Origin of the sequence: Granulicella rosea, assembly GCF_900188085.1 — a bacterium.
In the GTDB taxonomy this organism is placed as follows: domain Bacteria; phylum Acidobacteriota; class Terriglobia; order Terriglobales; family Acidobacteriaceae; genus Edaphobacter; species Edaphobacter rosea.
In genome coordinates this window covers 182,145-207,076 of record NZ_FZOU01000002.1, presented here as the reverse complement: position 1 = coordinate 207,076, position 24,932 = coordinate 182,145, and the positions used below count along the sequence as shown (strand labels likewise).

Annotated in this window: 23 protein-coding genes; 10 read left to right on the top strand and 13 right to left on the bottom strand. The window is 64.2% G+C overall.

The features are described 5' to 3' along the window. Positions 1–321 precede the first annotated feature (321 nt). Together xrtJ and CHB87_RS06940 are read left to right on the top strand one after the other, a co-directional pair. On the top strand, positions 322–2,001 hold the full coding sequence (gene xrtJ / locus CHB87_RS06945) for an exosortase J (RefSeq protein WP_089407690.1): 1,680 nt from the start codon (positions 322–324) through the stop codon (positions 1,999–2,001). 11 nt (positions 2,002–2,012) lie between these two features. Next, on the top strand, positions 2,013–3,842 hold the full coding sequence (locus CHB87_RS06940; RefSeq protein WP_089407689.1) for an NHL repeat-containing protein: 1,830 nt from the start codon (positions 2,013–2,015) through the stop codon (positions 3,840–3,842). Between the two features lie 4 nt (positions 3,843–3,846). Here CHB87_RS06940 and rpiA read toward each other — a convergent pair whose 3' ends face one another. The 8 genes from rpiA to CHB87_RS06900 form a co-directional block, all read right to left on the bottom strand. Then, positions 3,847–4,536, bottom strand: a complete 690-nt coding sequence (gene rpiA, locus CHB87_RS06935; RefSeq protein WP_089407688.1) for a ribose-5-phosphate isomerase RpiA — start codon at positions 4,534–4,536, stop codon at positions 3,847–3,849. 51 nt (positions 4,537–4,587) lie between these two features. After that, positions 4,588–5,253, bottom strand: a complete 666-nt coding sequence (gene phoU, locus CHB87_RS06930) for a phosphate signaling complex protein PhoU (RefSeq protein ID WP_089407687.1) — start codon at positions 5,251–5,253, stop codon at positions 4,588–4,590. Between the two features lies 1 nt (position 5,254). Beyond that, positions 5,255–6,013, bottom strand: coding sequence for a phosphate ABC transporter ATP-binding protein PstB (gene pstB / locus CHB87_RS06925; protein ID WP_089407686.1), 759 nt, complete (start codon positions 6,011–6,013; stop codon positions 5,255–5,257). Then, positions 6,013–6,909 (bottom strand): phosphate ABC transporter permease PstA, encoded by an 897-nt coding sequence (gene pstA, locus CHB87_RS06920; protein ID WP_089407685.1) that lies wholly within the window; start codon positions 6,907–6,909, stop codon positions 6,013–6,015. Before pstA ends, pstB begins: the two co-directional genes overlap by 1 nt. 16 nt (positions 6,910–6,925) lie before the next feature. After that, complete coding sequence (gene pstC, locus CHB87_RS06915) at positions 6,926–8,032, bottom strand: phosphate ABC transporter permease subunit PstC (protein WP_245817863.1); 1,107 nt, start codon at positions 8,030–8,032, stop codon at positions 6,926–6,928. A 97-nt stretch (positions 8,033–8,129) separates the two neighbouring features. Then, the gene (gene pstS, locus CHB87_RS06910; protein ID WP_245817862.1) at positions 8,130–9,116 is read right to left on the bottom strand and encodes a phosphate ABC transporter substrate-binding protein PstS; all 987 of its coding nucleotides are present in this window, start codon (positions 9,114–9,116) and stop codon (positions 8,130–8,132) included. Positions 9,117–9,262: 146 nt separating this feature from the next. Further along, positions 9,263–10,633, bottom strand: a complete 1,371-nt coding sequence (locus tag CHB87_RS06905) for a sensor histidine kinase (RefSeq protein ID WP_089407683.1) — start codon at positions 10,631–10,633, stop codon at positions 9,263–9,265. Between the two features lie 176 nt (positions 10,634–10,809). Further along, entirely contained in the window at positions 10,810–11,514 is a 705-nt protein-coding gene (locus CHB87_RS06900) for a winged helix-turn-helix domain-containing protein (protein WP_089407682.1), read from the bottom strand. A gap of 232 nt (positions 11,515–11,746) precedes the next feature. Here CHB87_RS06900 and CHB87_RS06895 point away from each other — a divergent pair, with 232 nt between their 5' ends. From CHB87_RS06895 to rplS, 3 genes are all read left to right on the top strand, one after another. Then, complete coding sequence (locus CHB87_RS06895) at positions 11,747–12,121, top strand: response regulator (protein WP_089407681.1); 375 nt, start codon at positions 11,747–11,749, stop codon at positions 12,119–12,121. Between the two features lie 32 nt (positions 12,122–12,153). Next, positions 12,154–13,947, top strand: a complete 1,794-nt coding sequence (locus CHB87_RS06890; RefSeq protein WP_089407680.1) for an ATP-binding protein — start codon at positions 12,154–12,156, stop codon at positions 13,945–13,947. Positions 13,948–14,117: 170 nt separating this feature from the next. Then, a complete protein-coding gene (rplS, locus tag CHB87_RS06885) occupies positions 14,118–14,474 on the top strand; it encodes a 50S ribosomal protein L19 (protein WP_089407679.1) in 357 nt (118 codons plus the stop codon). Between the two features lie 68 nt (positions 14,475–14,542). Here the strand turns inward: rplS and CHB87_RS22195 are convergent, their stop codons facing one another. Beyond that, a complete protein-coding gene (locus tag CHB87_RS22195; RefSeq protein WP_176441637.1) occupies positions 14,543–15,493 on the bottom strand; it encodes a hypothetical protein in 951 nt (316 codons plus the stop codon). 241 nt (positions 15,494–15,734) lie between these two features. On the opposite strand from CHB87_RS22195, the gene CHB87_RS06875 reads away from it, so the two are divergent. The 4 genes from CHB87_RS06875 to CHB87_RS06860 all read left to right on the top strand — a co-directional run bounded on the left by CHB87_RS06875 (position 15,735) and on the right by CHB87_RS06860 (position 18,737). Further along, positions 15,735–16,451 (top strand): ribonuclease HII, encoded by a 717-nt coding sequence (locus CHB87_RS06875; RefSeq protein ID WP_245817897.1) that lies wholly within the window; start codon positions 15,735–15,737, stop codon positions 16,449–16,451. Then, positions 16,442–17,173 carry a PIG-L deacetylase family protein gene (locus tag CHB87_RS06870; protein WP_089407678.1) on the top strand — a complete coding sequence of 244 codons (732 nt, stop codon included), beginning with the start codon at positions 16,442–16,444 and terminating at the stop codon, positions 17,171–17,173. The genes CHB87_RS06875 and CHB87_RS06870 overlap by 10 nt, the downstream gene beginning before the upstream one ends. A 118-nt stretch (positions 17,174–17,291) precedes the next feature. Beyond that, entirely contained in the window at positions 17,292–17,909 is a 618-nt protein-coding gene (gene pdxH, locus CHB87_RS06865) for a pyridoxamine 5'-phosphate oxidase (RefSeq protein ID WP_089408113.1), read from the top strand. Positions 17,910–17,942: 33 nt separating this feature from the next. Then, the gene (locus CHB87_RS06860; protein ID WP_089407677.1) at positions 17,943–18,737 is read left to right on the top strand and encodes an EcsC family protein; all 795 of its coding nucleotides are present in this window, start codon (positions 17,943–17,945) and stop codon (positions 18,735–18,737) included. 3 nt (positions 18,738–18,740) lie between these two features. Here the strand turns inward: CHB87_RS06860 and CHB87_RS06855 are convergent, their stop codons facing one another. Beyond that, positions 18,741–19,274, bottom strand: coding sequence for a hypothetical protein (locus CHB87_RS06855; RefSeq protein ID WP_089407676.1), 534 nt, complete (start codon positions 19,272–19,274; stop codon positions 18,741–18,743). Between the two features lie 26 nt (positions 19,275–19,300). Beyond that, positions 19,301–20,776: an RNB domain-containing ribonuclease gene (locus tag CHB87_RS06850; RefSeq protein WP_245817861.1), complete on the bottom strand. Its 1,476-nt coding sequence runs from the start codon at positions 20,774–20,776 to the stop codon at positions 19,301–19,303. Positions 20,777–20,815: 39 nt separating this feature from the next. Here CHB87_RS06850 and CHB87_RS06845 point away from each other — a divergent pair, with 39 nt between their 5' ends. Continuing rightward, a complete protein-coding gene (locus CHB87_RS06845) occupies positions 20,816–21,355 on the top strand; it encodes an MOSC domain-containing protein (RefSeq protein WP_089407675.1) in 540 nt (179 codons plus the stop codon). Here CHB87_RS06845 and CHB87_RS06840 read toward each other — a convergent pair. Both CHB87_RS06840 and CHB87_RS06835 read right to left on the bottom strand, forming a co-directional pair. Beyond that, positions 21,352–23,487 carry a DUF1800 domain-containing protein gene (locus CHB87_RS06840; protein WP_089407674.1) on the bottom strand — a complete coding sequence of 712 codons (2,136 nt, stop codon included), beginning with the start codon at positions 23,485–23,487 and terminating at the stop codon, positions 21,352–21,354. The genes CHB87_RS06845 and CHB87_RS06840 overlap by 4 nt on opposite strands. Before the next feature lie 71 nt (positions 23,488–23,558). Beyond that, entirely contained in the window at positions 23,559–24,926 is a 1,368-nt protein-coding gene (locus CHB87_RS06835) for an APC family permease (protein ID WP_281252321.1), read from the bottom strand. Positions 24,927–24,932: the final 6 nt, after the last annotated feature.

Genomic DNA, 24,932 nt, shown 5'->3' with positions numbered 1-24,932 from the left:
AATTCAGAGAATCGTGTCTAAAGTATTTCGCCGCTCGGCCAAACCGCTCTTGGGAACCTCTGATTAAGATAGGTCCGGGCTTTAGCCCGGACAATAAGCCCCGCAGAGTCAGTGGGGCTTTAGCCCCTGGGATATGGGTTGCGGACTTAATCAGAGCACCCCTTGAATGAGAGGACGATTTCGCGTCGATCAGAACCTTCGTAGTATGCTGAGTTTACCGCGCCAACCAGGCCACTGCTGCAACGTTCAGGGTTTGTCCTTCCTTCCGCGTTCGCATAGGATTCTCTTGCGGGTGTGCGCGGCGGGTCGGAGACCGGCCGCATGCTGCCAGTAGAAGATGAGGTTGATGAAGTGGCTTCGATAGCTGGTCCGCAGGATCTCCACAACGGACACCACCCGATGCAGGCGGTCACGCTACGCGAGGAACCCGGCCTGCTCCGCGCCGTGGGCATCGCCCTGCTGACCGCCGCTGGGTCGGCCGCGCTTTTTCCCATGTGGCAGAACGCATGGACGCTCTGGTCGGAAGATCCGCTGCGTTCGATCGGCGCCATCTTCCCCATCATCGCGCTGCTGCTGGTGCTCTGGCGCTGGCGACGGCTTCAGTTTCGCGGCCGGGGGAGCTACTGGGGTCTGCTCCTCATCGCGCTTTCAATCCTCGGCGCAAGGGTGTTCGACGCCGCCACCTTCAACGTCACACTCGGGGGACAGCGCTGGGGACTGCTTCACCCTGGCATGGTGCTCTTCTGTTACGGTATCGGCTGCACCCTGCTCTTCGGCGGCGTGCCGCTGCTGCGACGCGCCATCTTCCCGCTCTGCCTGCTGCTGCTGATCAATCCCGTTCCACGTTTCTTCAACACGGTGGTGGATCTTCCTTTGCAGCAGCTCGGCGCAGGCACTGCCCGCGCCTTCTCGCACCTCATCGGCCTGCGGCCCACGGGCGAGCAATTGAAGATGATGTTCGCACCCGACTTCGGCATGATGATCGTGCCGGGCTGCAACGGCGTACGCGGCTCGATCACCCTTGGCTACCTGGCGCTCATCTTCGGTTACACCCGTGGGCTTTCGGCGAAGGCGCTGGCCGTGCTGACGACCGGCGCCTTTCTGATGGGGTATGTGCTGAACCTGATCCGGCTCTGCACGCTGGTGATCTACTATAAAGTCGGCCTTTCGTGGATCGCGATCCAGAAGTACGGCGTCGAGATCGACTACGTCATCGGCTGCACGATCTTCCTCTTCGCCACGCTCGGCATCGGGCTTGCCGTGCGTTTCTATCAGCTTCGCGAAGGTTCTGGGGAACAGGCTCCCCCGGCGCTGCCGGCCTCGCCGGCCACTGGCTTCGCCCTTCGGGCGCTCTGCTTCGCCGCGCTGATCCTTGTCTTTCTGATTCCACAGGCGCGCGCGATCAACGCGGCGCGTCACACCGTCGAACCGACGGCGGCCGATGTGCTGGCCGCATTGCCGAAGCAGGTGGGCCGCTACACCCTGACCCGCACCTGGACCGAAGGCGACACCGCCAGGAAGGTCAATATCGTGCTCGGCGAATACCGCGCCGACGATGTAAAGGATGGCCGCTTCACGCTGGGTCTCTGGATCGGCGGCGGCAATCACTTCGTCGCCAACAGCAAGCTGTATCGGGATGTGCATCCGCAGTGGACCGGCGCCTTCGAGGCCACCGCGGCCTCTTCCCTGCCGGTGCGCTTCATCGGCAGCTTCTACGACGATGGCGTGAACCGCAGCTATGATGCTGAGACCGCCTGCATCGCGTCTGGCTGCCGCGAAAATCTGGTGATGGACCCCAAAACAGGCATCGTCTTCAGCTCGCCCGACCTCGCCGAACTCGCCGTTGCGCGCTCCACGCGCCGCCTGCCAATCCTTTTGCGGCGGGAGTGGACCGACGCCACCGTCCCTCAGACCGCGCAACGAGCGGAGTTTGAGGCCGACGCACGCGACTTCGTCGCCCACCTGCAGATTCAGCCGCTGGTTCAGAGCGTGGGCCATTGAGTCCCTCCGTGATGGCTGGCCGCCGCGGCGAAGTTGCCCTGCTATCGCTGGCTTCGGCTGCGTGGCTGTGCGGTTGCGGCGCCGCCGCGACCGAGACCGGCAACGCAGCGCTGCAGCCGTCGTCCCTCTCGATCGCGGGCACGGTCCATGGCGGTCAGCAACCCATCTCCGGCGCGTCGGTCTACCTCTATCAGGCTGGCGCGGCCGGCCCCGGCGTGGGCGCGTCCAACCTGCTCACCACCTCCGTCGTTACCGACAACCGTGGCGGATTCAAGATCTCCGGCGATTTCACCTGCCCGGCCGCGACCACGCAGGTCTACCTCGTCGCCCAGGGCGGCAACCCAGGGCTAGCCAGCGGCGCAACCAACCCGGCCATCCTGCAGATGGCGGCGCTCGGCGACTGCGGCGCGCTTAACTCGAACAGCTTCATCCAGATGAACGAGATCACGACGGTCGGCGCGGTCTGGGCGCTGCAGCAGTTCATGGGCGCTGGCGGGATCGTCGGAGCGAACCCCACCAATGCGACCGGCCTGCGCAACGCCTTCGCCAGTGCAGCCAACCTGGTCAACGTCGCCTCCGGCTCCACGCCCGGTGGAACTCTGCCCAACGGCGCGGTCGTCGAAACCGCCAAGATCGTCACGCTCGCCGATGCTATCTCCGTCTGCATCAACTCGGATGGCGGCGCCCCCTGCACAGCGCTCTTCGCGGTCTCGGGCAGCGGCCCAGCGCCCGCCAACACGTTGGACGCGGCGCTCTCCATCGTCCGCAACCCCGCCGTTCATGTCTTGGATGTCTTCAACCTAACCTCGGCGCTTAGCCCCTTTCAGCCAGCTCTCGCAGCGGCGCCGATCGACTGGACGATGTCGGTCGCGTACCAGGGCGGCGGGCTTGATCTGCCCACGGCACTTGGGGTGGACGCCTCTGGCAACGTCTGGGTCGCCAACTACTTCGGGAATGCCGTGTCGGAGTTCACCACCACCGGGTCGCCACTCGCCGCAAACGGCTTTGCCGGCCCCGTGCAGGATGTCTACGGCCTCGCCATCGACAGCGCCAGCAATGTCTGGGTGGCGAGCCGCGATACGCCCTACGCGGTCAATACCGCGGATGGCAGCCTCACCGTGTTCAATCAGGCTGGACAGGTCATCTCTGGCAGCGGCTTCACCGGCGGCGGCGTCTACTACCCGGGATCGGTAGCTGCGGATCCCGATGGAAACGTCTGGATCGCAGACTACGGAGATTCCGCCGCCACCCTGCTCACCCCCAGTGGAAGCGCGCTCTCGACCGGCTCCGGCTTCGGCGGTTCGCTGACACCCTTTCCGCTCGCCATTGCGGTGGACGCGCATCACAACGCCTGGCTCGCGGTCCAGGGCGGAGCGACGAAGATCGGCCCGGATGGCACGGTCGCGAACTACCGCTGTTGCGGCGATCCTTCGGGCATCGCGGTCGATCCGGGCGGAAACGTCTGGCTTGCAGACTATTACGCCTCCCGGCTGGTCGAGCTTTCATCCGCCGGCGCGGTGCTGGCGACGCCCACGATGGTCGGTGGGTTGCAGTATCCGCAGGGCATCGCCATCGACAGCGCCGGCTCGGTGTGGGCAACGAACTACCACGGGGGCTCCTTGACGGAGCTCGCTGGCTATATGAGCGCAACGCCCGGCGCCCCCATCTCGGAGAGCGCCGGCTTCGGCTCGGCCTCGGGCCTTGTGGAGCCCTTCGGCGTGGCGTTGGACGCCAGCGGAAACGTCTGGGTGACCAGCGCGGGAACGAACCAGCTCGTCGAGATCGTCGGCGCGGCCAGCCCCATCAGGACGCCGCTGCTCGGCCCCCCGCAGCAGCCGTAGTCTTCTAGGGGCGATGCTCTTCGACGCCCGTCGTATCGGCGATGAGCGCCAGATCGGCCATGCCAAGGAAGAGTCCGTGCTCGACCACACCGACCATGGCGCGAATCTCCGCCGCCAGCAGCTCGGGATCGGCGATCAGCTCCGGCCCGGAGGCGCAGTCGAGAATCAGGTTCCCTTCATCGGTGATGTAGAGACTGCCGTCCGCATGATGGCGAATCGTTGGGATGAGCGCAAGATCCTGAAGCTGCCGCGAGACCAGCGGCGCGGCCATGGGAATCACCTCGACCGGCAGCGGAAACTTGCCCAGGCGCTCGACGATCTTCGACTTGTCGGCGACGATGAAGAACTGCTTCGAGGCGCTGGCGACGATCTTCTCACGCAGCAGCGCGCCGCCGCCGCCCTTGATCAGCGCGAGACCGGGTGCGACCTCGTCCGCGCCGTCGACCGTCAGGTCGATGACCGGGTCGGCGTCGAAGTCAGTGATGGGGATGTTGAGTTCGCGGGCGAGCGTCTCACTGGCGGCCGATGAGGCGATCGCCCGAATCTTCAGACCGCTCTTCACCTTCTCGCCCAACACCTTGATGAACAGCGTCGCGGTCGAACCGGAGCCGAGACCGACCACCATTCCCTCTTCGATCAGGTCTGCGGCGCGTTGTGCGGCCACCATCTTTGCTGCCTGCTGTGCGTCACTCATGGCTTGGGTCTCCGAATCGTTCCTGTGTTGCGCCAAGGACGATTCTAAACGCTAAAGACCCTTGCTGTTGTGCCGCACATCCGCGCCGCGCACCCAGAAGATGACGTCTTCGGCGATGTTGGTCGCGTGGTCGCCGACGCGTTCCAGATTACGCGAGATGATGAGCGCGTTCAGGGACTGCGGCGTCAGTTCGGGACGCTCCTTGATCAGCGAGCTGAGCGAGTAGAAGGCCGCGTCGTTCAACTCGTCCACCTGATCGTCCAACTTCAGCACGGACTGCGCGAGATCGGCGTCGGCCTCGATGAAGGCCTGCAACGCCTTGCGCACCATGGCGGACGCCAGCAGAGCCATCTTCGGGATATCGATCGGCAGATCGATATTGGCGAAGGCGCCCATCTCGCGCACGCGCACGGCGATGTTCACGGCCTGATCGCCCACGCGCTCGAGGTCCGCGTTGATATGGATGACCGAGAGGATGAAGCGCAGGTCGATGGCCATGGGCTGCTCCATTGCCAGAAGGTCCAAAGCCATCTGGTCGATCTCGCGCTCCAGCTTGTTGATTGCCGGCTCGGAGCGGAAGACGAGTTCGCAGATGCTGAGATCGCGCGTGCTGTACGCTTCGATGGCGCGCTGGATGGCCTGCTCGGCCATACCGGCCATGACGAGAAGACGCTCTTTCAGGTCGTCGAGGCTCTGCTGAAACTTGATGCGCGCCATATCAGCCAAACCTCCCGGTGATGTAGTCTTCCGTCCGTTTGTCGCGCGGATTGGTGAAGATCTTGTGCGTCGAGTCGAACTCGACCATCTTGCCGTTCAGGAAGAAGCCGGTGTTCTCGGCCACACGCGCCGCCTGCTGCATGTTGTGCGTCACGATGACGATCGTGTACTGCGACTTCAACTGGAAGATAAGGTCTTCGATCTTCGAGGTCGAGACCGGATCGAGCGCCGAGGCGGGCTCGTCCATCAGCAGGACCTCGGGATCGACTGCGAGAGCACGGGCGATGCACATGCGCTGCTGCTGTCCGCCGGAGAGGCTGGCGCCGGACTTCTTCTTCAGGTCGTCCTTGACCTCTTCCCACAGCGCGGCCTGCTTCAAAGAACGCTCGACCGTCTCGTCAATGATGCGGCGATTGCGGAAGCCGTTCAGCTTCAGCCCGCTCGCGACGTTGTCGTAGATCGACATGGTCGGGAACGGATTGGGACGCTGGAAGACCATGCCGATGCGGCGGCGAATCTCGACCGGGCTCGCATCCTTGTAGATGTCGAGCTCGCCCATCTTCACGACGCCCGTGGCGCGCGCGATGGGGTTGGTCTCGTGCATGCGGTTCAGGCAACGTACGAAGGTCGACTTGCCGCAGCCGGAGGGGCCGATGAGCGCCGTCGCATGGTTGGCCGGGATGTGCAGGTTAATATCCTGCAGCGTGTGTGTCGACCCATACCAAGCGTTCAGATCCTGTACCTGAATTCCGACTCCCACTAGTTGCCTCCCTTTAATGCGCCGCGGCTGGCGAATACACGTACAAGTGTGACTGAAACCATAATCATGACGATCAGAACAAGCGAGCCGGCCCATGCCAGGCGGTGCCATTCGTCGTAGGGCGAGATGGCATACACATAGATCTGCAACGGCAGCGCGCCGATGGGCTCATTCAGCTTGACGCTCCAGAACTGGTTGCCGAAGGCCGTAAAGAGCAGCGGCGCCGTCTCACCCGCGACGCGGGCAAAGGCCAGCATGCAGCCGGTGATGATGCCCGGCGAAGCCGTCCGCAGGCTGACCGAGAGCACCGTGCGCCACTTCGGCACGCCGAGGCCGAGCGCCGCCTCGCGGATCGCATGAGGCACCGTCGAGAGCATCTCCTCGGTTGTACGCGTGATCGTCGGCACCATCATGATCGCCAGCGCCACGCCACCCGCGAAGGCCGAAAAGTGCTTCTGGCGCATGACGATCAGCGAGTAGATCGCGATGCCCATCACGATCGAGGGCACGCCGTTCAACACGTCTGCCGTGAAGCGAATGGCGTTCGCGAGAAACTTGCCGCGTCCGAACTCCGACAGGTAAACACCCGCCGCGATGCCGATAGGAATACCCATCAGGCTGGCCAGGACGAGGATGATGCCGGAGCCGACGATGGAGTTCGCCATGCCGCCGCCCTCTTCGCCCACCGGAGCCGGAATCTTCGTAAAGAAGTTGAAGTTCAGCGAGCTTGCGCCCTTGTAAAGCAGATAGACGAGGATCGCGACCAGCGGTGCGATGACGATGACGGTGGCTAGAATCGCCAGTCCGGAGACGACGATGTTCGTCACCTTGCGGCGCGAGCGGTGAAAGCGCATGACCGGCGTATCGAAGTCGATCGGCGGCCGCGGTGGAAGCATGGGTGTGGAGCTCATCTTAGGAGACCCTCGCCGGTGCGCCGCGCGTCACGGCCCAGACCAGCAGCCGCGCGATGGCGTTCACGATAATCGTTACAAGGAAGAGCGCGAGGCCGATCTCAATGAGCGACGAAAGGTACAGGTCGCCGGTAGCCTCGGAGAACTCGTTGGCGATGACGCTTGCCAGCGTGTTCCCGGGCGCGAAGAGCGAGTGTGCGATCTCGGCGTGGTTGCCGATGACCATCGTGACGGCCATCGTCTCGCCCAGCGCACGGCCCAGTCCGAGGATGACCGCGCCCACGATCCCGATGCGGGCATTGCGCAGCACGCCGGTGCGAATCATCTCCCAGCGCGTCGCGCCGAGCGCCAGCACGGCTTCGCGCTGATGGTTCGGCACCGAGAGCATGATGTCGCGCGTGATCGACGAGATGATCGGCAAAATCATGATCGCGAGGATGATGCCCGCGGTAAGCAAGCCGACGCCGAAGTTCGCGCCTTCAAAGAGATGCGTCCATCCGAAGTATTTCACCAGGAACGGCCCAAGCTGATCGCGCATGAGCGGCACCAGCACGAAGACCGCCCACAGACCGTAGACGACGCTGGGGATCGCGGCCAGCAGTTCGGTCAGGAATGAGATGGGCGCGCGCAGCGGACGCGGGCAGAGCTCCGAGATGAAGACCGCGACGCCCAGCGCCAGCGGCACCGCGATCAGCAGCGCCAAAAACGAAGTAGCCAGCGTGCCGAAGATGAATGGCAGCGCGCCGAACTGTCCGCTGACCGGATCCCAGTCGGAGGTCGAGAAGAACTTCAGCCCGAACTGCGCGATTGAAAGATGCGAACTCTTGATCAGGATCGCCGCGATGAAGATGACGATCGCGAAGATGCTGCATGCGCAGAGCAAAATGACGCCCGCGAAGCTGTTGTCGGCAAAGGCGCCGCTGCCGCGCTGCGACAGGAAGCGGCGAATCTCGGAGGGCTCGGGCGGCGGAGCCTGCGGCGTACCGGGCGCCGGCTCCTGCACGAAGTGCGAGACAATCAGCGCCGGCGGAGTGGAGGAATCGGAGTTCACGTTATGGTCGGCGGTCATGCGGTCCAGGGTAGTGGAATGATCTTCTGCTCTGCTCATGTTCAGCTTACTCCCTGCCTTCCATGGAGAGCCTTAATGCGAGATGACAATCGCCGCACGGCCCCGAAAAGACCGTGCGGCGAACCTTCAACTCAGACTACTTGATTCCGGCAACCGTCTGCTTCACCCGATCCGCGACAGCCTTGGGAAGCGGAGCATAGGTCATCTGCGCGGCTTCAGCCTCACCGGTCGAAAGCATCCACTCGAGGAAGCCTTTGATCGCCTTGGACTTGCTCGCGTCGGTCGCCTGCACGGGAATCAGCAGCCAGGTAAACGAGGAGATCGGATACGCATTCGCGCCCGGAGCGTTCGTGATCGACACACGGTAGTCGGCGGGGATCGTCGCGCCCGCCGCTGCGGCGGTCACGCCGTCGGTCGAAGCCTCGATGAACTTGCCAGATGCGTTCTTCACCTTACCGAACGGCATGTTATTGCCGCGCGCATAGATCAGCTCGACATAGCCGAAGGAGTTCGGAGCCTGGCGAACCATGCCCGCTACGCCTTCATTACCCTTCTGGCCGATCCCGGTGGGCCACTTCACGCTGGTGGCCGCGCCGACCTTCGCCTTGAAGTCCGCGCTGACCTTCGAGAGATAGTCGGTGAAGATGAACGAAGTGCCCGATCCGTCCGAACGGTAGACAGGCAGGATCGCCGCCGCCGGAAGATTCACGCCGGGATTGTCCTTGGCAATGCGCGGGTCGTTCCACTTGCTGATCTTGCCGAGATAGATGTCGGCGATCACGTCGCCCGAGAAGTTGAGCTGCTGGCTGACGCCCTTCAGGTTGTACACCGGAACGACGGCGCCCAGGACGGTCGGAATGTGGATCGTCTTCACCTTCGCCGACTTGATCGCGTCGTCCGACATCGGGCCGTCGGTCGCGCCGAAGTCCACAGTGCCTTCTGAAACCTGGCGGATGCCGCCACCCGAACCGATCGACTGATAGTTGATCTTCACATCCGGATGCAGCTTTGCATACTCGCTGAACCAGCGGGAGTAGATCGGATACGGGAAGGTTGCGCCCGCGCCGTTGATGTTCTGCGCGGAGGCCGTCGCCGCCGCGATCGCCAGAAGACCTGCTGCCAACAATTTAACTCTCACCATTCCTCCTCGGAATTTACTGCACAAAGACCGTCTGTTTGACTAGGAATAGTCTGCGGGAGCTATGTTACGGCAAGGTTACATCTGCATAAAAGAGCGAAGAATCAACAGTTTGGCGGCAATCCGAAGGATCAGGAGACGGGATAAAGCGCTTTGGGCAGCGTGAAGAGGAAGGTGCTGCCGACGTTCATCTTGCTCTCGGCGCGGATGGCACCGCCCTGCGACTGCACAATATGCCGTGCAATCGCGAGCCCCAGTCCGGTGCCGCCGGACTCCCGCGAGCGCGTCTTGTCGACCCGGTAGAACCGTTCGAAGATGCGGTTCAGGTGCTCGTACGCGATGCCCTGGCCGAAGTCGCGCACGCGGAACTCGACTCCCTCGATCGGCTCCTGCACCTCATGGCAACTGACGATCACGCGACTGCGCACATCTCCGCGCGACAGCCCATACTTCACCGCGTTCTCGATCAGATTGCCGAGTACCTGCATCACGGCGTCGACGTCCGCGTACACCTGCATGGAGGTCACCTCGCCGATCTCGATGTCGACCCCGCTGCTGCTCTCGGCGACCAGGCCGCTCATCGCCTTGACAGCGTCCTGCACCAGCACACTCGCGGCGACCGGCGCCGGATGCAGCTCCTGACTGGCCGACTCGACCCGCGCCATCACCAGCAGGTCCTCGGTCAGGCGATTCATTCGCGTGGCGTTCTTGAGGATCGTCGACAAAAACTCACGCGCGACCGGACTCAGCGTCTCGTGGTCCAGCAGCGTCTCGACGTAGCCCGTGATCGAAGTCAGCGGCGTGCGCAGCTCGTGCGATACGTTGGCGACAAAGTCCCGCTGCGTCCGCTCGACCTCCTCCACGCGCGTGATGTCGTGCAGCACGGCGACCGCTCCCCCACCCGGCATCGGCGCGGCGTTTACCTCGTAGATGCGACCGGGAACCAGCGAGGTGGAGCGGCGCACACAGACGTTGCGCTCCTTGAGCACGGAACCGACGCAGTCCAGCACCTCGGGGTCGCGAACCGTCTGGACCAGCGCCCGGCCGACCCGTACGGCGCCCGAGAGCGTCGCCCCGGGAATAAGCCGCTGCATGCGCCGATTCGTCCACTGGATGCGGCCGTTCACGTCCACCGCGACGACGGCGTCCTGCATGGAATCCAGCAGACCTTCAAGCTCGCGACGGCTCTCCGCAGCCTCCAGCAGCGCGTTCTGCACCGAACCCGATGCGGCCGCAAGCGCGCGCGCCAGTGCGTCGAAGTCGCTGTAAGCCGGGTTCACCGGCGTCTGACGGCCTTCGACCAGCGAGTTGGCCGCGCGCTGCATGGGCGCCAGGTTGCGACGGAGCGAAAAGACCGTCCACAGCGCCATCGCCGCAGCCAGCAGCACCAGCAGTGCGCCCACCATGTAATTCGCCAGGTGAATGTAGCGATGGACCAGCACTGCGACGAGGATGGCAAGCAGCATCCGGCCAAAGAGATTGAGGAAGAGACTACGCGTCATGAATGATCTCCCCTCCTCTCTGCCTCGAACTCCTGTCATCCTGAGCGAAGCGAAGGACCTGCTTTCGTTTGCCGCACCCGCAGATATTCATGCCGCCCCGCAGCGAAACGCAGATCCTTCGACTACGCTGCGCTGCGCTCAGGATGACAGGCTCGTGGTCATTCAAACTGTAAAAACTACTGTGCCACAACCTTCGGAATCTCGAAGCGATACCCTGCTCCTCGCATCGTCTTAAGATAGCGCGGCAGCTCGGCGTCGTCCTCGATCTTCTCGCGGATGCGCCGCACGTACACGTCGACAGAACGCGGCGTGACGAAGCGTGCATCGCCCCAGACGGCGTCCAGCAGATGGTCGCGGCTGAAGACCCGTCCCGGATGCCGGGCAAGGTAGTCGAGCAGGCGGAACTCAGTCGCGGTCGTCGTCACCAGCTCGCCGCGAACGCGCAGTTGCATGGCGTTGGCGTCGATCTCGATATGCTCGAACCGGACGACCGACGGCGCCGTGGGCCGCTCGAAGCGCCGCAGAACGGCCTTCACCCTGGCGACCAGCTCGCGCGTCGCGAAGGGCTTCGTAATATAATCGTCCGCTCCCAGCTCCAGGCCGTGGACGCGGTCGTTCTCCGCCGCGCGCGCAGTCAGGAAGATAATGGGTACGACGCTCAGGGTCGGGTTCGAACGCAGACGCCGGCATAGATCCAGACCATCGCCGCCAGGAACCATGATGTCCAGCAGAAACAGCGACGGTGGTTGGCGCTCCGCGTCCGAAAGGATGGAACCGATGGCGAGGTACGGCCGGACGGTGAAGCCCGCGCCCTCCAGGTGATACTGCACCAGCCGGGAGATGTCGGCCTCATCTTCCAGAACAAAGATTGTCTGACTCAAATGTCGTTCCCTCTGCGATCTTCTTCGGCCGCGCCGGCGAGTTGCCGCAGGGCAGGCCTCTGCCAGCTTAACCGATCTCCCGGCGCTCCAATGCGAACGTACGATGAATCGTTTGCACAGGCTATGACCTGTAAGAGTTAGTGACGGAAGGACAACACACGATATTCTGGTTGCGTCGACAGCCAGGTTACCGTAGGTTACCGGAAGAGCGACTGCGGAGAGAAGTGCGGTTATGAGCAAACGCGAGCACCTGATCCTGTGCGTGGATGACGAGGTCGTTGGCCTGCATGTGCGCCGGATTCTGCTGGAGCGGGCCGGGTACAAGGTGCTGACCGCGCCCGACGGACCGTCTGGCCTCGAGATCTTCAACCGCGAGCCGGTGGAGGCCGTGGTGCTCGACTACTCCATGCCCGGCATGACCGGCGACGCCATCGCGAGCGTCATGCGGCAGTCCAAACCCGGCATTCCCATTCTTCTTCTTACCGCCTATGTCGGTCTATCGAAAGAGATTACATCGCTGGTCGATATCGCCATGACCAAGGGCGAAGGCGCTCCCGTGTTGCTGCAAAACCTCAACAGCCTGCTCCGCGAAAACCAGGCATCCTAACCAGAGCAACTCTGCCAGCCGGGAGTATCGTCGTGAATCTGGATCAGTTCAACCGAATTCTGCGCCAGGTGCTGATTCTGCCGGTCGTCGCACTGGCGCTGATGGCGGCGGCTCTTTATTGGCAGATGCACGACGCCAACCAGACCGTGAACCTGATCCAGGCTTCAAGCGGCTGGATTAATCAGGCGGCGCTGGTGCAGAGGCTGGTCGTCGATCAGGAGAGTGGGCTGCGCGGCTACGGCATCACTGGCGACGCCGTCTTTCTGCAACCTTATTTCGAAGCCACCAATCGCCTCCCCGCGATCTTCGACGGTCTCGAGGCGGGGGCCGGCACGCCCGAGCAGAAGGCGGCCGTACTGAACCTGCGCGGCGCCTGCCAGGAGTGGCAGGAGGGATTCGCCGTGCCATTGATCGCCACCCTGAAGGCCGGCGGCCAGACCAATGACGTCACATTGAATCTACAAGGCAAGCAGCAGATGGACAAGATTCGCCTGCTCGAGACGGCGATCTTCCGCAGCGCCGCCGCTCGCCGGGATCAGCGCATCCGCCAGTACCAGCAGCAGATGCGGAGCATGGCGATCTATCTCGTGCTGCTGGCCGTGGTAGTCGGACTGATGATCGGGCTCTACATGCGACGTCAGCTCCAGCAGGTCTCGGACGCCTTCCGGAAGTCGCTGAATGTGATCCGTCAGCGCGCAGACGAGACCTTCCGCTCGGAACAAAACCTGCGCACCACGCTCGCCTCCATCGGCGACGCCGTCATTACCTGCGACGCCGACGGTAAGGTGTTGACCATGAACGCGGTCGCCCAGAACCTGACCGGCTGGACCGAACAGGAGGCGCGCGGCGTGGCGCTCAGCAAAGTCTTCGAAATCTTCGACGAGAGCACGCGCGAGCCGGTCGAGAACCCGGTCGCCAAGGTGAAGCGCCTGAACCGCATCGTCGCGCTCGCCAACCACACCGTTCTGCGCCGCCCGGATGGCAGCGAAATCCTGATCGATGACAGCGGCGCGCCGATTCGCGATCAGAGTGGCGCGCTCTCGGGCGTGGTGCTGGTCTTCCGCGACGTGACGCTGCAGCGCAAGTCGCAGGCGGCGCTCCTGGCGAACGAGAAGCTGGCGGTTGCGGGCCGGCTGGCGGCGACCATCGCGCACGAGATTCACAATCCGCTGGACTCGGTCTCGAACCTGCTCTTCCTCATGGACGGGCAGGCCACGCCGGAAGAGTCGGCGGAGTTCCTGCAGATCGCCAAACAGGAGCTCTCGCGCGTGACCCAGATCAGCCGCGCCATGCTGAGCCTTTACCGCGAGGCCAAGGCGCCGGTGACGATCGACCTGAAAGAGATGCTCGAGTCCATTCTGCTGTTGATGGACCGGCGCTTCCTCGATACGGGCGTCACGGTTGCGACGGACCTGCCCCCCGGCCTGCAGGTGCGCGGCTTTCCCGCCGAACTGCGCCAGGTCTTCACCAACCTGCTGACGAACGCGGCCGAGGCGGCGGGCGAGGGCGGCAAGCTGCAGCTCATCGTCCACCCCGCGCCGGCCGGCTTCGACGAGAACGGGCACTCGCTGCCGTCGGGCGCGGTCGTGGTCATCAGCGACAACGGACCGGGCATCCCTGAGCCGGTCCGCAGCCAGCTCTTCCGGCCGTTCTTCACGACCAAGGGCGAAAGCGGCACCGGCCTCGGCCTGTGGGTCAGCAAAGGCATCATCACGAAGCACGGCGGGACCATCTCGATCGGCAGCGACACCAGCGAAGAGCACCACGGCACGAGCATCTCGGTCTTTCTGGCCTTCGATCCGGTGATCCAGTTGGGCGGCGATTGAAGCATCTGTCTTCACTCGAAGAGGATCTGCTGTTGCATTTGTGGTGCAATCCAACCGGATAAGCTACAATGATGTAGATAAGTCGCGCGGATTTCCGGCCGTTATCGGACCCGGCTGCGTCATTTTTGGTGTACACTTAGATGTCAGAGTTCATTACAGGAAAGTAGTCCATGTCCATTCATCCAATCATGCAGAAGCTGGCCGCCAAATACGAGCGGACCGATCTACCGTCATTTGCACCCGGCGACACCGTCCGCGTTCAGGTCAAGATTAAAGAAGGCGAGAAGGAGCGGCTGCAGGCGTTCGAGGGCATGGTCATCGCATGCCGCCGTGGACCGCAGGGCACCTTCACCGTTCGCAAGATGAGCTTCGGCCAGGGCGTCGAGCGTATCTTCCCCTTCAACTCCAAGGTTGTCGACAAGGTCGAGAAGGTTCGTTCCTACCAGGTTCGCCGCTCGAAGCTCTTCTACCTCCGTGGTCTGCGCGGCAAGGCTGCCCGTCTGCGCGAGGTCGAGCGCGCCCGCTAGTCTTTCCCTTCTTTCATGTGAAAAGCCACGACCCTCGGGCCGTGGCTTTTTTATGCCCGTCAGCAGGTTTACTTCGCGGACTCCGGCGCTGCAGCGGGGGCTGCCGCAGGAGCGGGTTCCGGCGCCGGGGCGGCAGGAGGAGCCTCTACAGCCGGTGCAGGCGCGGACACCGCAGCCACGGGAGTTGCGGAAACTGGAGCAATGGGCTTCGGCGGCGCCACGCATGGCGGCAGACCCTTCGGGTTCGGCGGCGCCGGTCCGGGGCCGGGTTTGATCGGCAGGCAAGGCTTTGCCAGATCCACCGGACGCAGATTCTTCGGAAGCGGCGGCGCGGTGGCTGCGATTCCCTTCGCCGCGACGTTCGGCTTCGATCCCGGCCACAGGTACGGCGCATGCACGTCGTAGCCGTAGCCGACCGTCGGGTAGGTCGAGGGGTAGGTGTAAGTGGTGTCGAGCAGCACCCATGCAGGCAGAGGCTTCTTGCCCATCAGGCGGTTGTCGGAGGCCAGCTCCAGCACATGACCGTCCACCTTCACAATGATGCTGGAATCCTTGAACGCGTCAGCCTGCTCCTTGCCGCCCGGAAATGGCGCATTCGAGACGACGGTCGTCCCCATCCCGGGAACGGAGATATAGAGGAACTTGAAGTCGGGGATGTCGTAGTTCAGGGCGGCGCGGCTGGTCCAGCCGTCGACCGTCAGGATGCCGCGCGTGATGGTGACGGGATAGAGCTTCGGCGGCTTCTCTTTTTTCTTCTTCTCCGGCTTCCCTCCCTTGACCGGAGTCAAAGCGGGCAGCGGTTTGCCGTCCGGACCAAGTACCGGCGGCTTGACCGCAGCCGGAGCCGCGGCAGCATCGGCAGGGGGCGCTGTCACCGGAGCCGCATCGGCTGGCTTTTCCTGCTCCTGCGCCACCGGAGCCGCCGGCGGGGCGGTTCGCTGAGCGTTGCCAGGAGTATTTGCGACAGACAGAAGTACAAGCAGAACAGCGGCGGCAAGGGGGGACAGGAACGCGCGCACGGAGAACCTCCAAAGGCAGACAGACGGTTGGTGGGCAGGGAGTAAAACGGTACCGATGAGGGCGGTCCCCGTTTGAGTGAAGAATACGCGATGCCGCCTGTGAAGAACCGTCTTTTTTCATGACGAAGCGATAAACTCTATGCAGCGCATGAAGATTTCCTCTCCAGTTTCCGACACGAAGTCCAGGCGCACGCCAAAGGTCGTCCCGTCCCCGGTTGGCAAGCAGACGGCCAAGCAGAAGATGCTCCGCCAACTGGTCTGCAGCGACGCGCCCGAGCAGGCTCTGCGCTATCGCGGCGCGCAGTCGATCGCCGGAGTGGACGAGGTGGGACGCGGCAGCCTCTTCGGTCCGGTCGTCGCCGCCGCAGTCATCCTGCCGGAGTGCATGGACTCGCTCGCCGGCGCGGGGCTGCGCGACTCCAAGCAGTTGACCCGCGAGCAGCGCGAGGAGCTGGACATCGAGATTCGCCGCATCGCGCTCTGCATCAGCGTGGCCGAGATCGACGCCGCGACCATCGACCGGGTGAACATCTACCAGGCGACGCGGCTGGCGATGCTGGCCGCAGTCGAAGGTCTGTCGCTTGCGCCCGACCACCTGCTGATCGATGCGATGCGGCTCGACCACCCGTGCGCGCAGACGAAGCTGATCTACGGCGACTCGCTCAGCCTGTCGATCGCGGCTGCGTCTGTCGTCGCGAAGGTCCACCGCGATGCGATGATGCGCGACCTGGACGCGCTGCATCCGGCGTACGGCATCGCCTCGCACAAAGGTTACGGTACGCCCGCGCACCGGCGCGCGCTGGTGGAGTTTGGCCCGACGCCGCTGCATCGTATGACCTTTGCGCCGGTGCGCGCGGCTGCCGGGCTCGGCGCGCCTGGCGAAGAGTTGATTTTCGATGATGGACTGCTGGACGACGATGTTCTCGAAGAGTTGAAAGAAGGAGCCGCATGGGCCTGAGACTGCTTTGCATTGTGGCGCACCCGGACGACGAGTGCTTTGCCTTTGGCGGCGCGCTGGCGCTGGCTGCGGACCGTGGCGTCGAAACGACCGTCATCTGTCTGACCGATGGGCAGGCGGCGACCTATCGCGGCGATGCCGCCTCGGGCGAAGAGCTGGGCAGGATGCGCCGGCAGGAGTTCGTCGCATCCTGCCAGGTGCTGGGCGTCGATCACTACGAACTGCTGGACTACCAGGACGCACAGTTGGAGTTCGCGAACTTCTCCCACACCGCCGCGCGGCTGGTCGAAAAGATTCGCGCCTTCAGGCCGCACGTGGTGCTCACCTTCGGCCAGGACGGCGCGGTAAACACGCATCCCGATCACACGATGGTCTCCTGCTTCACCAGCGCAGCCTTCCACTGGGCGGCGTCGGCGAAGCGCTTCCCGGAGCTGGGCCCGACACACACCGCCGCGCGCCTTTATTTTCTGTCGACCAACTTCTTCATGGAGGGCCGGCCCACACCGCTGCCCGCGCCTTGGACCGCGGCGCTCGACGTACGCAGCGTACTCGCGCGCAAACAGGAGGCCTTCCGCCGCCACGTCTCGCAGGCGCCTCTGGTGGAGCAGACCAAATCCATGTTCGAGCGCTACGGCAAGGCGGAGTTCTACACCCTGGCCGCCGCCACGGAGCCGCAGCCGGCCGAGCAGGTTACCGACCTCTTCGCGGGGCTGGAGGGCTAGTTTCGCTGCCTGGAGGCGCGGCTGAGATTTGTTGGGGCCATCGATTTTTTGGAAGTCCTGAAGACTAGTTTCCCTATTGGCGCTTTTCGCGATAGACTTCGTGGTCTGGAGCGTGAACATGTCCGAAATGCATCAACGTTGCGGCATCCCTCTTGCAGAAGCCACCGACCCGCACGTCCTCTTCGACTGCTGGATGAAGGACGCGAAGGCCTCCGAGCTGAACGACCCGAACGCCATGTCGCTCGCGACCGCGACGCCCGGCGGCGTTCCCTCGGTGCGCATCGTGCTGCTAAAGCGTTTCGACGCCTCCGGCTTCGCCTTCTACACCAACGGCGAGAGCCGCAAGGGCGGCGAGTTGCGCGCCAATCCGCACGCCGCGCTCTGCTTCCACTGGAAGAGCCGCCACCGCCAGGTACGCGTGGAGGGCACGATCACGGAGCTTCCGGCAGCCGACGCCGACGCCTACTTCGAACACCGGCCGCGCATGAGCCAGGTCGGCGCATGGGCCTCGCAGCAAAGCCGCCCGCTGGCCAGCCGCGAGGAGCTGGAGTCGCTGACGAAGCAGGTCGGCGAACGCTTTCCCAAAGAGGTTCCGCGGCCGCCATACTGGACCGGTTTCCTGCTCACCCCCAGGACGATCGAGTTCTGGCAGGAGGGCGACTTTCGCCTGCATGACCGCATCCTATTCACCTGTGGCGCGGACGGAAGCTGGGGCAAAGGCCGCATATTCCCCTAAGCGCCGATCTGACATTGGATGTAGCCTGAACACATGAACAGCCTTACACCGCAGGACACGCAGGTACTTCGCGAGGCAGTCGCGCGCCTTGAGAAACAGAGCTTCGCCATGACCGTCGCGGCGAAGGTCGGCATGCCGGTCGAAGGTTTAGTGCGGCTGCTGCCCGCGCCGGTCCAGCACAAGGTGGGCGGCGCGGTGAACAAGGCGCTGGAGCAGTGTCTGCAGGTCGCGCTGGCAGCCGGGCGCGGCGCCCTGCCCACGGCTCCGCGGAACCGGACCCATACATTGTTGACCGCCGCGACCGGCGCCGCCGGGGGCTTCTTCGGCTTGCCCGGCATGCTGGTCGAGCTGCCCGTAACGACGACGCTGATGCTCCACTCCATCGCCGAGATCGCGCGCAGCCACGGCGAGGACCTGAATCAACCCGATGCCGCGCTCGCGTGTCTTGAAGTGCTGGCGCTCGGCCCGGACGGCAGCCAGAACGACTTGATCGAGAGCGCGTACTACACCACCCGTGCGGCGCTGGCGCAGGTCACGCGCGACGCCGTCGCCTATCTCGCGCAGAAGGGCGTGGCGAAGGAGGGCACGCCGGTGCTGGTCTCGTTCCTGGCGAAGATCGCGGCGCGCTTTGGACTCGAGGTCAGCGAGAAGGCTGCGGCCCAGCTCGTTCCGGTAGCTGGCGCGGTGGGTGGGCTGGCGTTGAACGTGCTCTTCACCCAGCACTTCCAGCAGATCGCCGAGGGCCACTTCGCCGTCCGCGCGCTGGAGCGGCGTTATGGCCCCCTACCCGTGCGGCACGCATACGAGGCGTTGCAGGCTTCGGCGTAGCCTCTATTCCGGCACAACCCACGCGACGCGATTGCGTGCGAGCGTCATCGTCGCCTTCGCGTTCCCGCTCACCTGCTCCGCCATCTTCGGATAGGCGGCTTCGACCTCGGCGGTCTTCGCCCACATCGGCGTGTCCACCAGCTTGTACCCGTAGGTGACGTTGCTCTCGAGGAACCCGTTGGCCTGCACGGGAGGCGTGGAGCTGACAATGCTCGTTACCTGCCGGTGTCCGTAGCAGAGGTGCGTTCCCGCGCGTTCGCCTGTAGTCGTCAGGGTGTAGCGTGTGATGTGGATCGCCGGTTCCTTCTTCGCTTCGAGGATCTGCGCGGCGACGAGCGAGTCCATCTGCTTCGTCTGAGCGGCGTCGGTCGTCTCCAGCGGAAAGTGGACCGAGCCGTCGAGCAGGCACTCGGGGTGATCGACGAACCAGGCATTCAACGCGGCGGTATAGTTCTCCGGCGTCGCGGCCGTCTTCGAGTTACAGGCAGTCAGCAGCACGACCAGCACGGCGGATGAGGCAAACAAACGCTTGACCATAGCCCTCATGGTACGCCTGCGCATGCTCAAGGCCGGGTGAAGTCGATAAACGCGTGGACCGGATCGGCGTTCGCCAGCGTGACCGTGACGGTGTCGCCGACGTCCAGACCCTCGGCCCCGCGGATGATCTTGCCCTCCACCGGCGGATCGAAGACACGGACGAAGGTGCCCTTGTCCTTGGCGCCGGTGATGACCCCGTGAAACTGGTGGCCGATGCTGGATTGCAGACCGACGGCGGCGACGCGCTTCTGCATGGCGCGCTCGACCTTGCGTGCGGCCGAGTCGCGCTCGGTACAGTGCTGCGCGATGGCGGCGAGTTCGTCGTCGGTATAGGGCGCGGGCGTGCCGGCGAGCATCGCCTTCACCACGCGCTGCGTCACGAGATCGGCAAAGCGGCGATTCGGCGCGGTGGAGTGCGTGTAGTCGAGCGCAGCAAGGCCGAAGTGTCCCGGCTGGTCGGGCTCGCCGCCACGCGCGAGCACATACTCCCCTGGCCCCATCAGCTTGATGATCGAGAGCGACAGGTCGGGATAACGCAGCGGGTCGGCCGCGCGCTGCGCCTGCAGGAACTGGTTCAGCGCAGCGGAGTCGGGCGTTGCGGGCAGCGTCGTTCCCTTCGCCGCGACCAGCGCCACGATGCGTGACCAGCGCTCCGGCGAGCGGACGACGCGGCGGATGCTCGACCGGCCCGACGCACGCAGCGTACGCGCCATGGTCTCGTTCGCGGCGATCATGAAGTCGGCGATCAGCTCGCCAGCGCGATTCTGCACCGAGGACCGCAGCGCCTGCACCTTGCCGTCGATGACGACGGGATCGGCCTCGGCGCGGCTGAAGTCCAGCGCGCCAAGCTGAATGCGTTGCGCACGCAGCAGCCGAGAGGCTTCGTCCTGCAGCCGGATCTGCGCCTGCAGGCTAGGCGAGGCGGCCAGCTTCTCGTCCGCGTGCGCCGTCCCTTCAAGCCACGGCCCGACGCGTGAATACGCAAGCTGCGTCCTGTTCCGCACCAGCGCGGGATAGATCTTTGTATCGATCAGCACGCCCTGCGGATCGACCGTGAACTCAATCACCAGCGATGCTCGATCCTCGCCCTCGTTCAGCGAAGTGAGATCGGTCGAGAGCGCCAGCGGCAGCATGGGAAAGTTGTGTACCGCGGTGTAGATGGTCTGGGTCTGCGCACGGGCGAACTGGTCGAGCGGCGTGTCTTTTTCCACAACCGCCGACACATCGGCGATTCCAACCAGCACCCGGATGCCGCCCGGAACGCGCTCGGCGTATTCGATCTGGTCGAGATCGCGTGAGGTGTCGTTATCGATCGACGACCACTCCAGCCCGCGCAGGTCGAGCAACGTGGGCCGGTGCGATTCGGCGGCCTCGGCGGCGCGAATCGCGGCGACCTGCTCGTCCGCTCCGGCAACCGGACCGACATGAAAGCCATCGCGGATCATCTCCGAAAGGGCGGCCGCAGCGAGATCGAACGGATGAACAGAGGGCGCGATAGACATTCTCGGGAAGGCTATCACGCCTGCAGTATTCTCGTATGCATGAGTTCCGTCATCGCCGTCAGCCTGAGTCCGACGCACAGCTTCTCGAAGTCGCCGCAACTCGCCATCCGGCTGATCGAAAACTACGGCGTCGAGGGCGACGCTCACGCCGGCGCGCTGGTGAAGCATCGCTACCGCGTCCGTAAAGATCCCACCGCGCCGAACCTCTGCCAGGTCCATCTCATCCATGCCGAGCTATTCGACGAGCTGCGTTCTCAGGGTCTGCAAATCGGGCCGGGAGAGATGGGCGAGAACATCACAACCGCCGGCGTCGACCTGCTCTCGCTTCCCGTCGGAGCGCTGATCTCGATCGGCGCGGAGGCGGTCGTCGAGGTCACCGGACTACGCGACCCCTGCAACCTGATGAACGACCTGCAACCAGGGCTGATGAAGGCCTGCATCGCGCGCGACGCGGATGGCGAACTGGTCCGGAAGGCCGGCATCATGGGCACTGTGCTCAGCGGCGGTGAGGTCCGACCCGGAGACTCCATCCGTATCGAACTGCCGCCGCTGCCGCACCGGAAGATGGGGCCGGTTTAGCGCAACTGGAACTCCGGCGAGCCGAGCACCAGCGCTGTGAGCAGGTTTAGCTTCTCAGTAGGATTGTTCGCCGCCTGCGAGGTCACCTGCTTGCGAATCAACTGATTGGTCTGGGCGGAGACATCACCGCCGATCAGCGTTCCCTCAAGCACATGCAGCGCGACGTCGGCGCCGGTTGCTGGCGACTCCGCGGTCGCGACATGGTCCGCAATGTTCATCGGGCGCGGCTTGCTCGAACCGCCACCGAAGCCAACCTGCGTGGCCGAACCTGCGGCGGCGGGCTGCGACATCAGACCAAAGGCCAGCACGCGCGGCGCGTCGAACTTCTGGTTCGAGAAGCGATTGTGGGTGAGCTGGTCGGCGAAGTTCAGCCGGCCCACCAGTGCGGAGGTGTTCATCCAATGATCGGCGGTCAGATAGTAGCCAGTCGGCGGCAGCGCGTAGTAAAGCTGCATGCCCATATCGCGGATCGCATTGGTCAGGGCGCCGGGGTTCTGCGGGTCTGTCGCGGTCGAGCGGAAGGCTGAAGCCATGAACTCCACCGGCGTCTTCACCTTGTTGCGGAAGTAGCGGTGCGAGTTGAACTCCGGCGAGCCGACCAACATGTGCAGGATGGCCTTGATGTCGCCGTCGGACGACATATACGTTGCGGCCATGCGGTCGACGAGCGCCGCCGGTGGATCGTCCGCGACAAAGCGCTGGGCCAGCAGGTAGCAGATGAAGTGAGCGGTCTTCGGGCTGGCGGCCAGCAGGTTCAGCGCGGTGATTCCCTGCTTCAGGCCGGGGGCCTCAGGCACGGCCCCGGGTACGGCGGCGGCGCGCACCACGGGAGCGGCGCCAGCCGGGGCGGAATCCCCCTTGGCGTCGGCCGGGCCGATCCTCGAGGCGTTGCCGTCCTCGTCGATGCGATAGCCGAACCAGTCCTTCGTACCCGGCTCATGCTTCTTGGGATCGAAGATAAACGGTCCCGCCTGGTTCGGGCGGTCGACGCTCCATCCCGTAAGGATCGCCGAAAGATGCGTCACATCGGCCTGGGTATAACCGCCGTTCACGCCGACCGTGTGCAGCTCCATGACTTCGCGGCCATAGTTCTCGTTGAGGCCCTTCGCGCCCTTCTTCGACTTGGGGTTCGCGGGGTTAACGCCGTTCGCGAGCGACTCCGGCCCGATCGACAGCCAGTTGTCGAGGTAGACCATCATGGCCGGCGACTCGGCGGTCGCAAGCAGCAGGTCGCGGAACTTGCCCAGCGCGTGCGGGCGAATGACATCGCGCTCGTAGCTGGTGGTATACCACTGGTCCGAATCTTTGTTCACATAGATGTTGAAGTGGTTGAACCAGAAGTCGGTCATCACCTCCTGCACCTGCCGCTCGGTCAGGATGGCGCGGACGATCTTGGCCTGCGCCAGCTCGTTGCCGATCTGATACTGCACTCCAACGCCGCCCTGCATGCCGTAGAAGGTCTCGCGTTCGCGCGGCGTGAAGTCGGCAAGCAGCAGATTCTTCTGGTCGCCCGCAACGTTGTTCGCGAAGGCGATGCGATCCTCCACCGGCATCTTGATCAGCGTCGCCATGCGCTGAGCCTTGGGCAGCGAGAAGAGTTCGCCGGCAACGCGGGCCGCAGTCTCCTGATCCGCCTTCTTCGCGGCGGCCTTTTCGGCGTCGGTGGGTTCGGGCCTGGCGAGCGCAAGCTGCTTCTTCTGGTCGCGCTCGTCCATCAACTTGTGGACCTGCACCTCGTAGACGCAGGCCAGCAGCGGGTCCGTTGGGTAGGGGCGCTTGCCGTCGGCTACCTGCTCCACCGTGCCGCGATCGGGGTAGACGGTGAGCGCCTGCTCGGGCGTCATGGCCAGGGTCGGATAGTCGGCGAGCCGCCTGTTAAGGGCATCGTCTTTGATGGAGGCGGGGTCAAGCTGCTGGTCGAACCAATGGTCCGTCCCACTGGCGAGCACAGCCTCCACATCGCCCGGACGCGCGCCGAAGGTGAACCGATTGAGCAGTTGAACAGCTCGCTCGCGCTGGTCGAGCGGCGTCTGCGGCGAGGCCGACGGCGGAGGCAGCTTGAGCTTCGTATTCTGAGCGGTAGCGGAAAGCGGGATCAGTGCAAGGGCGAGGGTGGACGAGAGCACACGCATAGCTGGACCTCTGTCTGATTGGAACCGAAAACGGAGGGCAAAGTTGCGTCGGCCCGAGCCTTTTGTTTCGCTTAACCCGAATGACCCGATCTCGAAGCTCTCCCCGAGAGGAAAAAGACCGCCGTGCCCAGCGCCACGACGACCGCCGCCATCGCAACCTCCCGGCCCGAGCCTGCCCGCTTGAACACGATATAGAGAAATCCCGCCAACGCCAGCAGCGGCGGCGCCGGATAGAGCCAAAGTCGGAACGGCCTCGGCAGCCCCGGCTGCGAACGCCGCAGATACAGCACGCCCACATGCTGCATCACGAACTGCAGCAGGATGCGGATGACCACCAGCGCCGCGATCACCTCTCCCAGCGAGAAGAAGCAGAAGAGCGACGCCGCCACGCCAAGGTACAGCAGCGAGACATACGGAAAGCCGCGTCTCGGATGCAGTTTGCCGAACGCCCGGAAGAAGCTGCCGTCCCGCGCCGCCGCATACGGAATGCGCGAGTAGCCAAGCAGCAGCGAGAAGACGCTCGCGAACGCCGTGATCATGACAAAGACCGCCGCGATCTCTCCCATCAAATGGCCATAGCGCGGACCATAGGCCGTCTGCATGAAGACCGAGATCAGCGCACGGCGCGCGTCGAGATTCTGCGCGGAAAGCAGCGGCTGCCACGGCAGCACCGCCAGTACCGCGACATTCAGCAGCAGGTAGAGCACGCCCACGCATCCGATCGAGATCAGGATCGCGCGCGGAATCGTCCTCGCCGGATCCTTCACCTCCGCGCCCAGGAAGGTGATGTTGTAGTAACCCCAGAAGTCGTAGGTCGCGATCAGCATCGCCGACGCCAACCCGGAAAAGAACGCGGGGCTGGGGCGAAATGCATCGGGCGGCAGCGTGAAGGCCTGCGCCAGATGCCCATGCAGCAGCGCGGTCGCCAGCACCCAGGCGATCGTCGCGAGCACCGTCGTCCAGAGCACCAGCGAAAGCGCCTTCAGATTCGCCAGATTCCGATAGAGCAGAACGACTGCCAGCACCACGGCGCCGATGGCGAGCGCGGTCCCCGGCCCTGCCGTAATCCGCGAGCCGACATGCACCGTATGGCCGCCCAGCGCCGGCACGAGATACGTCGCGTACTGACTGAGTCCGATGCATCCGCTGGCGACCGAGAGCGGCGCCGAAAATGTCAGTTGAAAGACGAACAGGAAGGCGAGAAAACGACCGAGCCTGCCGGGGTAGATCCGGCGCAGGAACTGGTAGGAGCCGCCAGCCTCGGGCATTGCCGCGCCCAGCTCCGCCCATACCAGCCCGTCGCACAGCGCCAGCAGCGCGCCCAGAATCCAGCCGAGCATCGCCTGCGGGCCGCCCATGGCCGAGAGAATCAGCGGCAGCGTGATGAACGGGCCGACGCCGATCATGTCCAGCATGTTCAGCGCAACGGCTGAACGCAGCGTGAG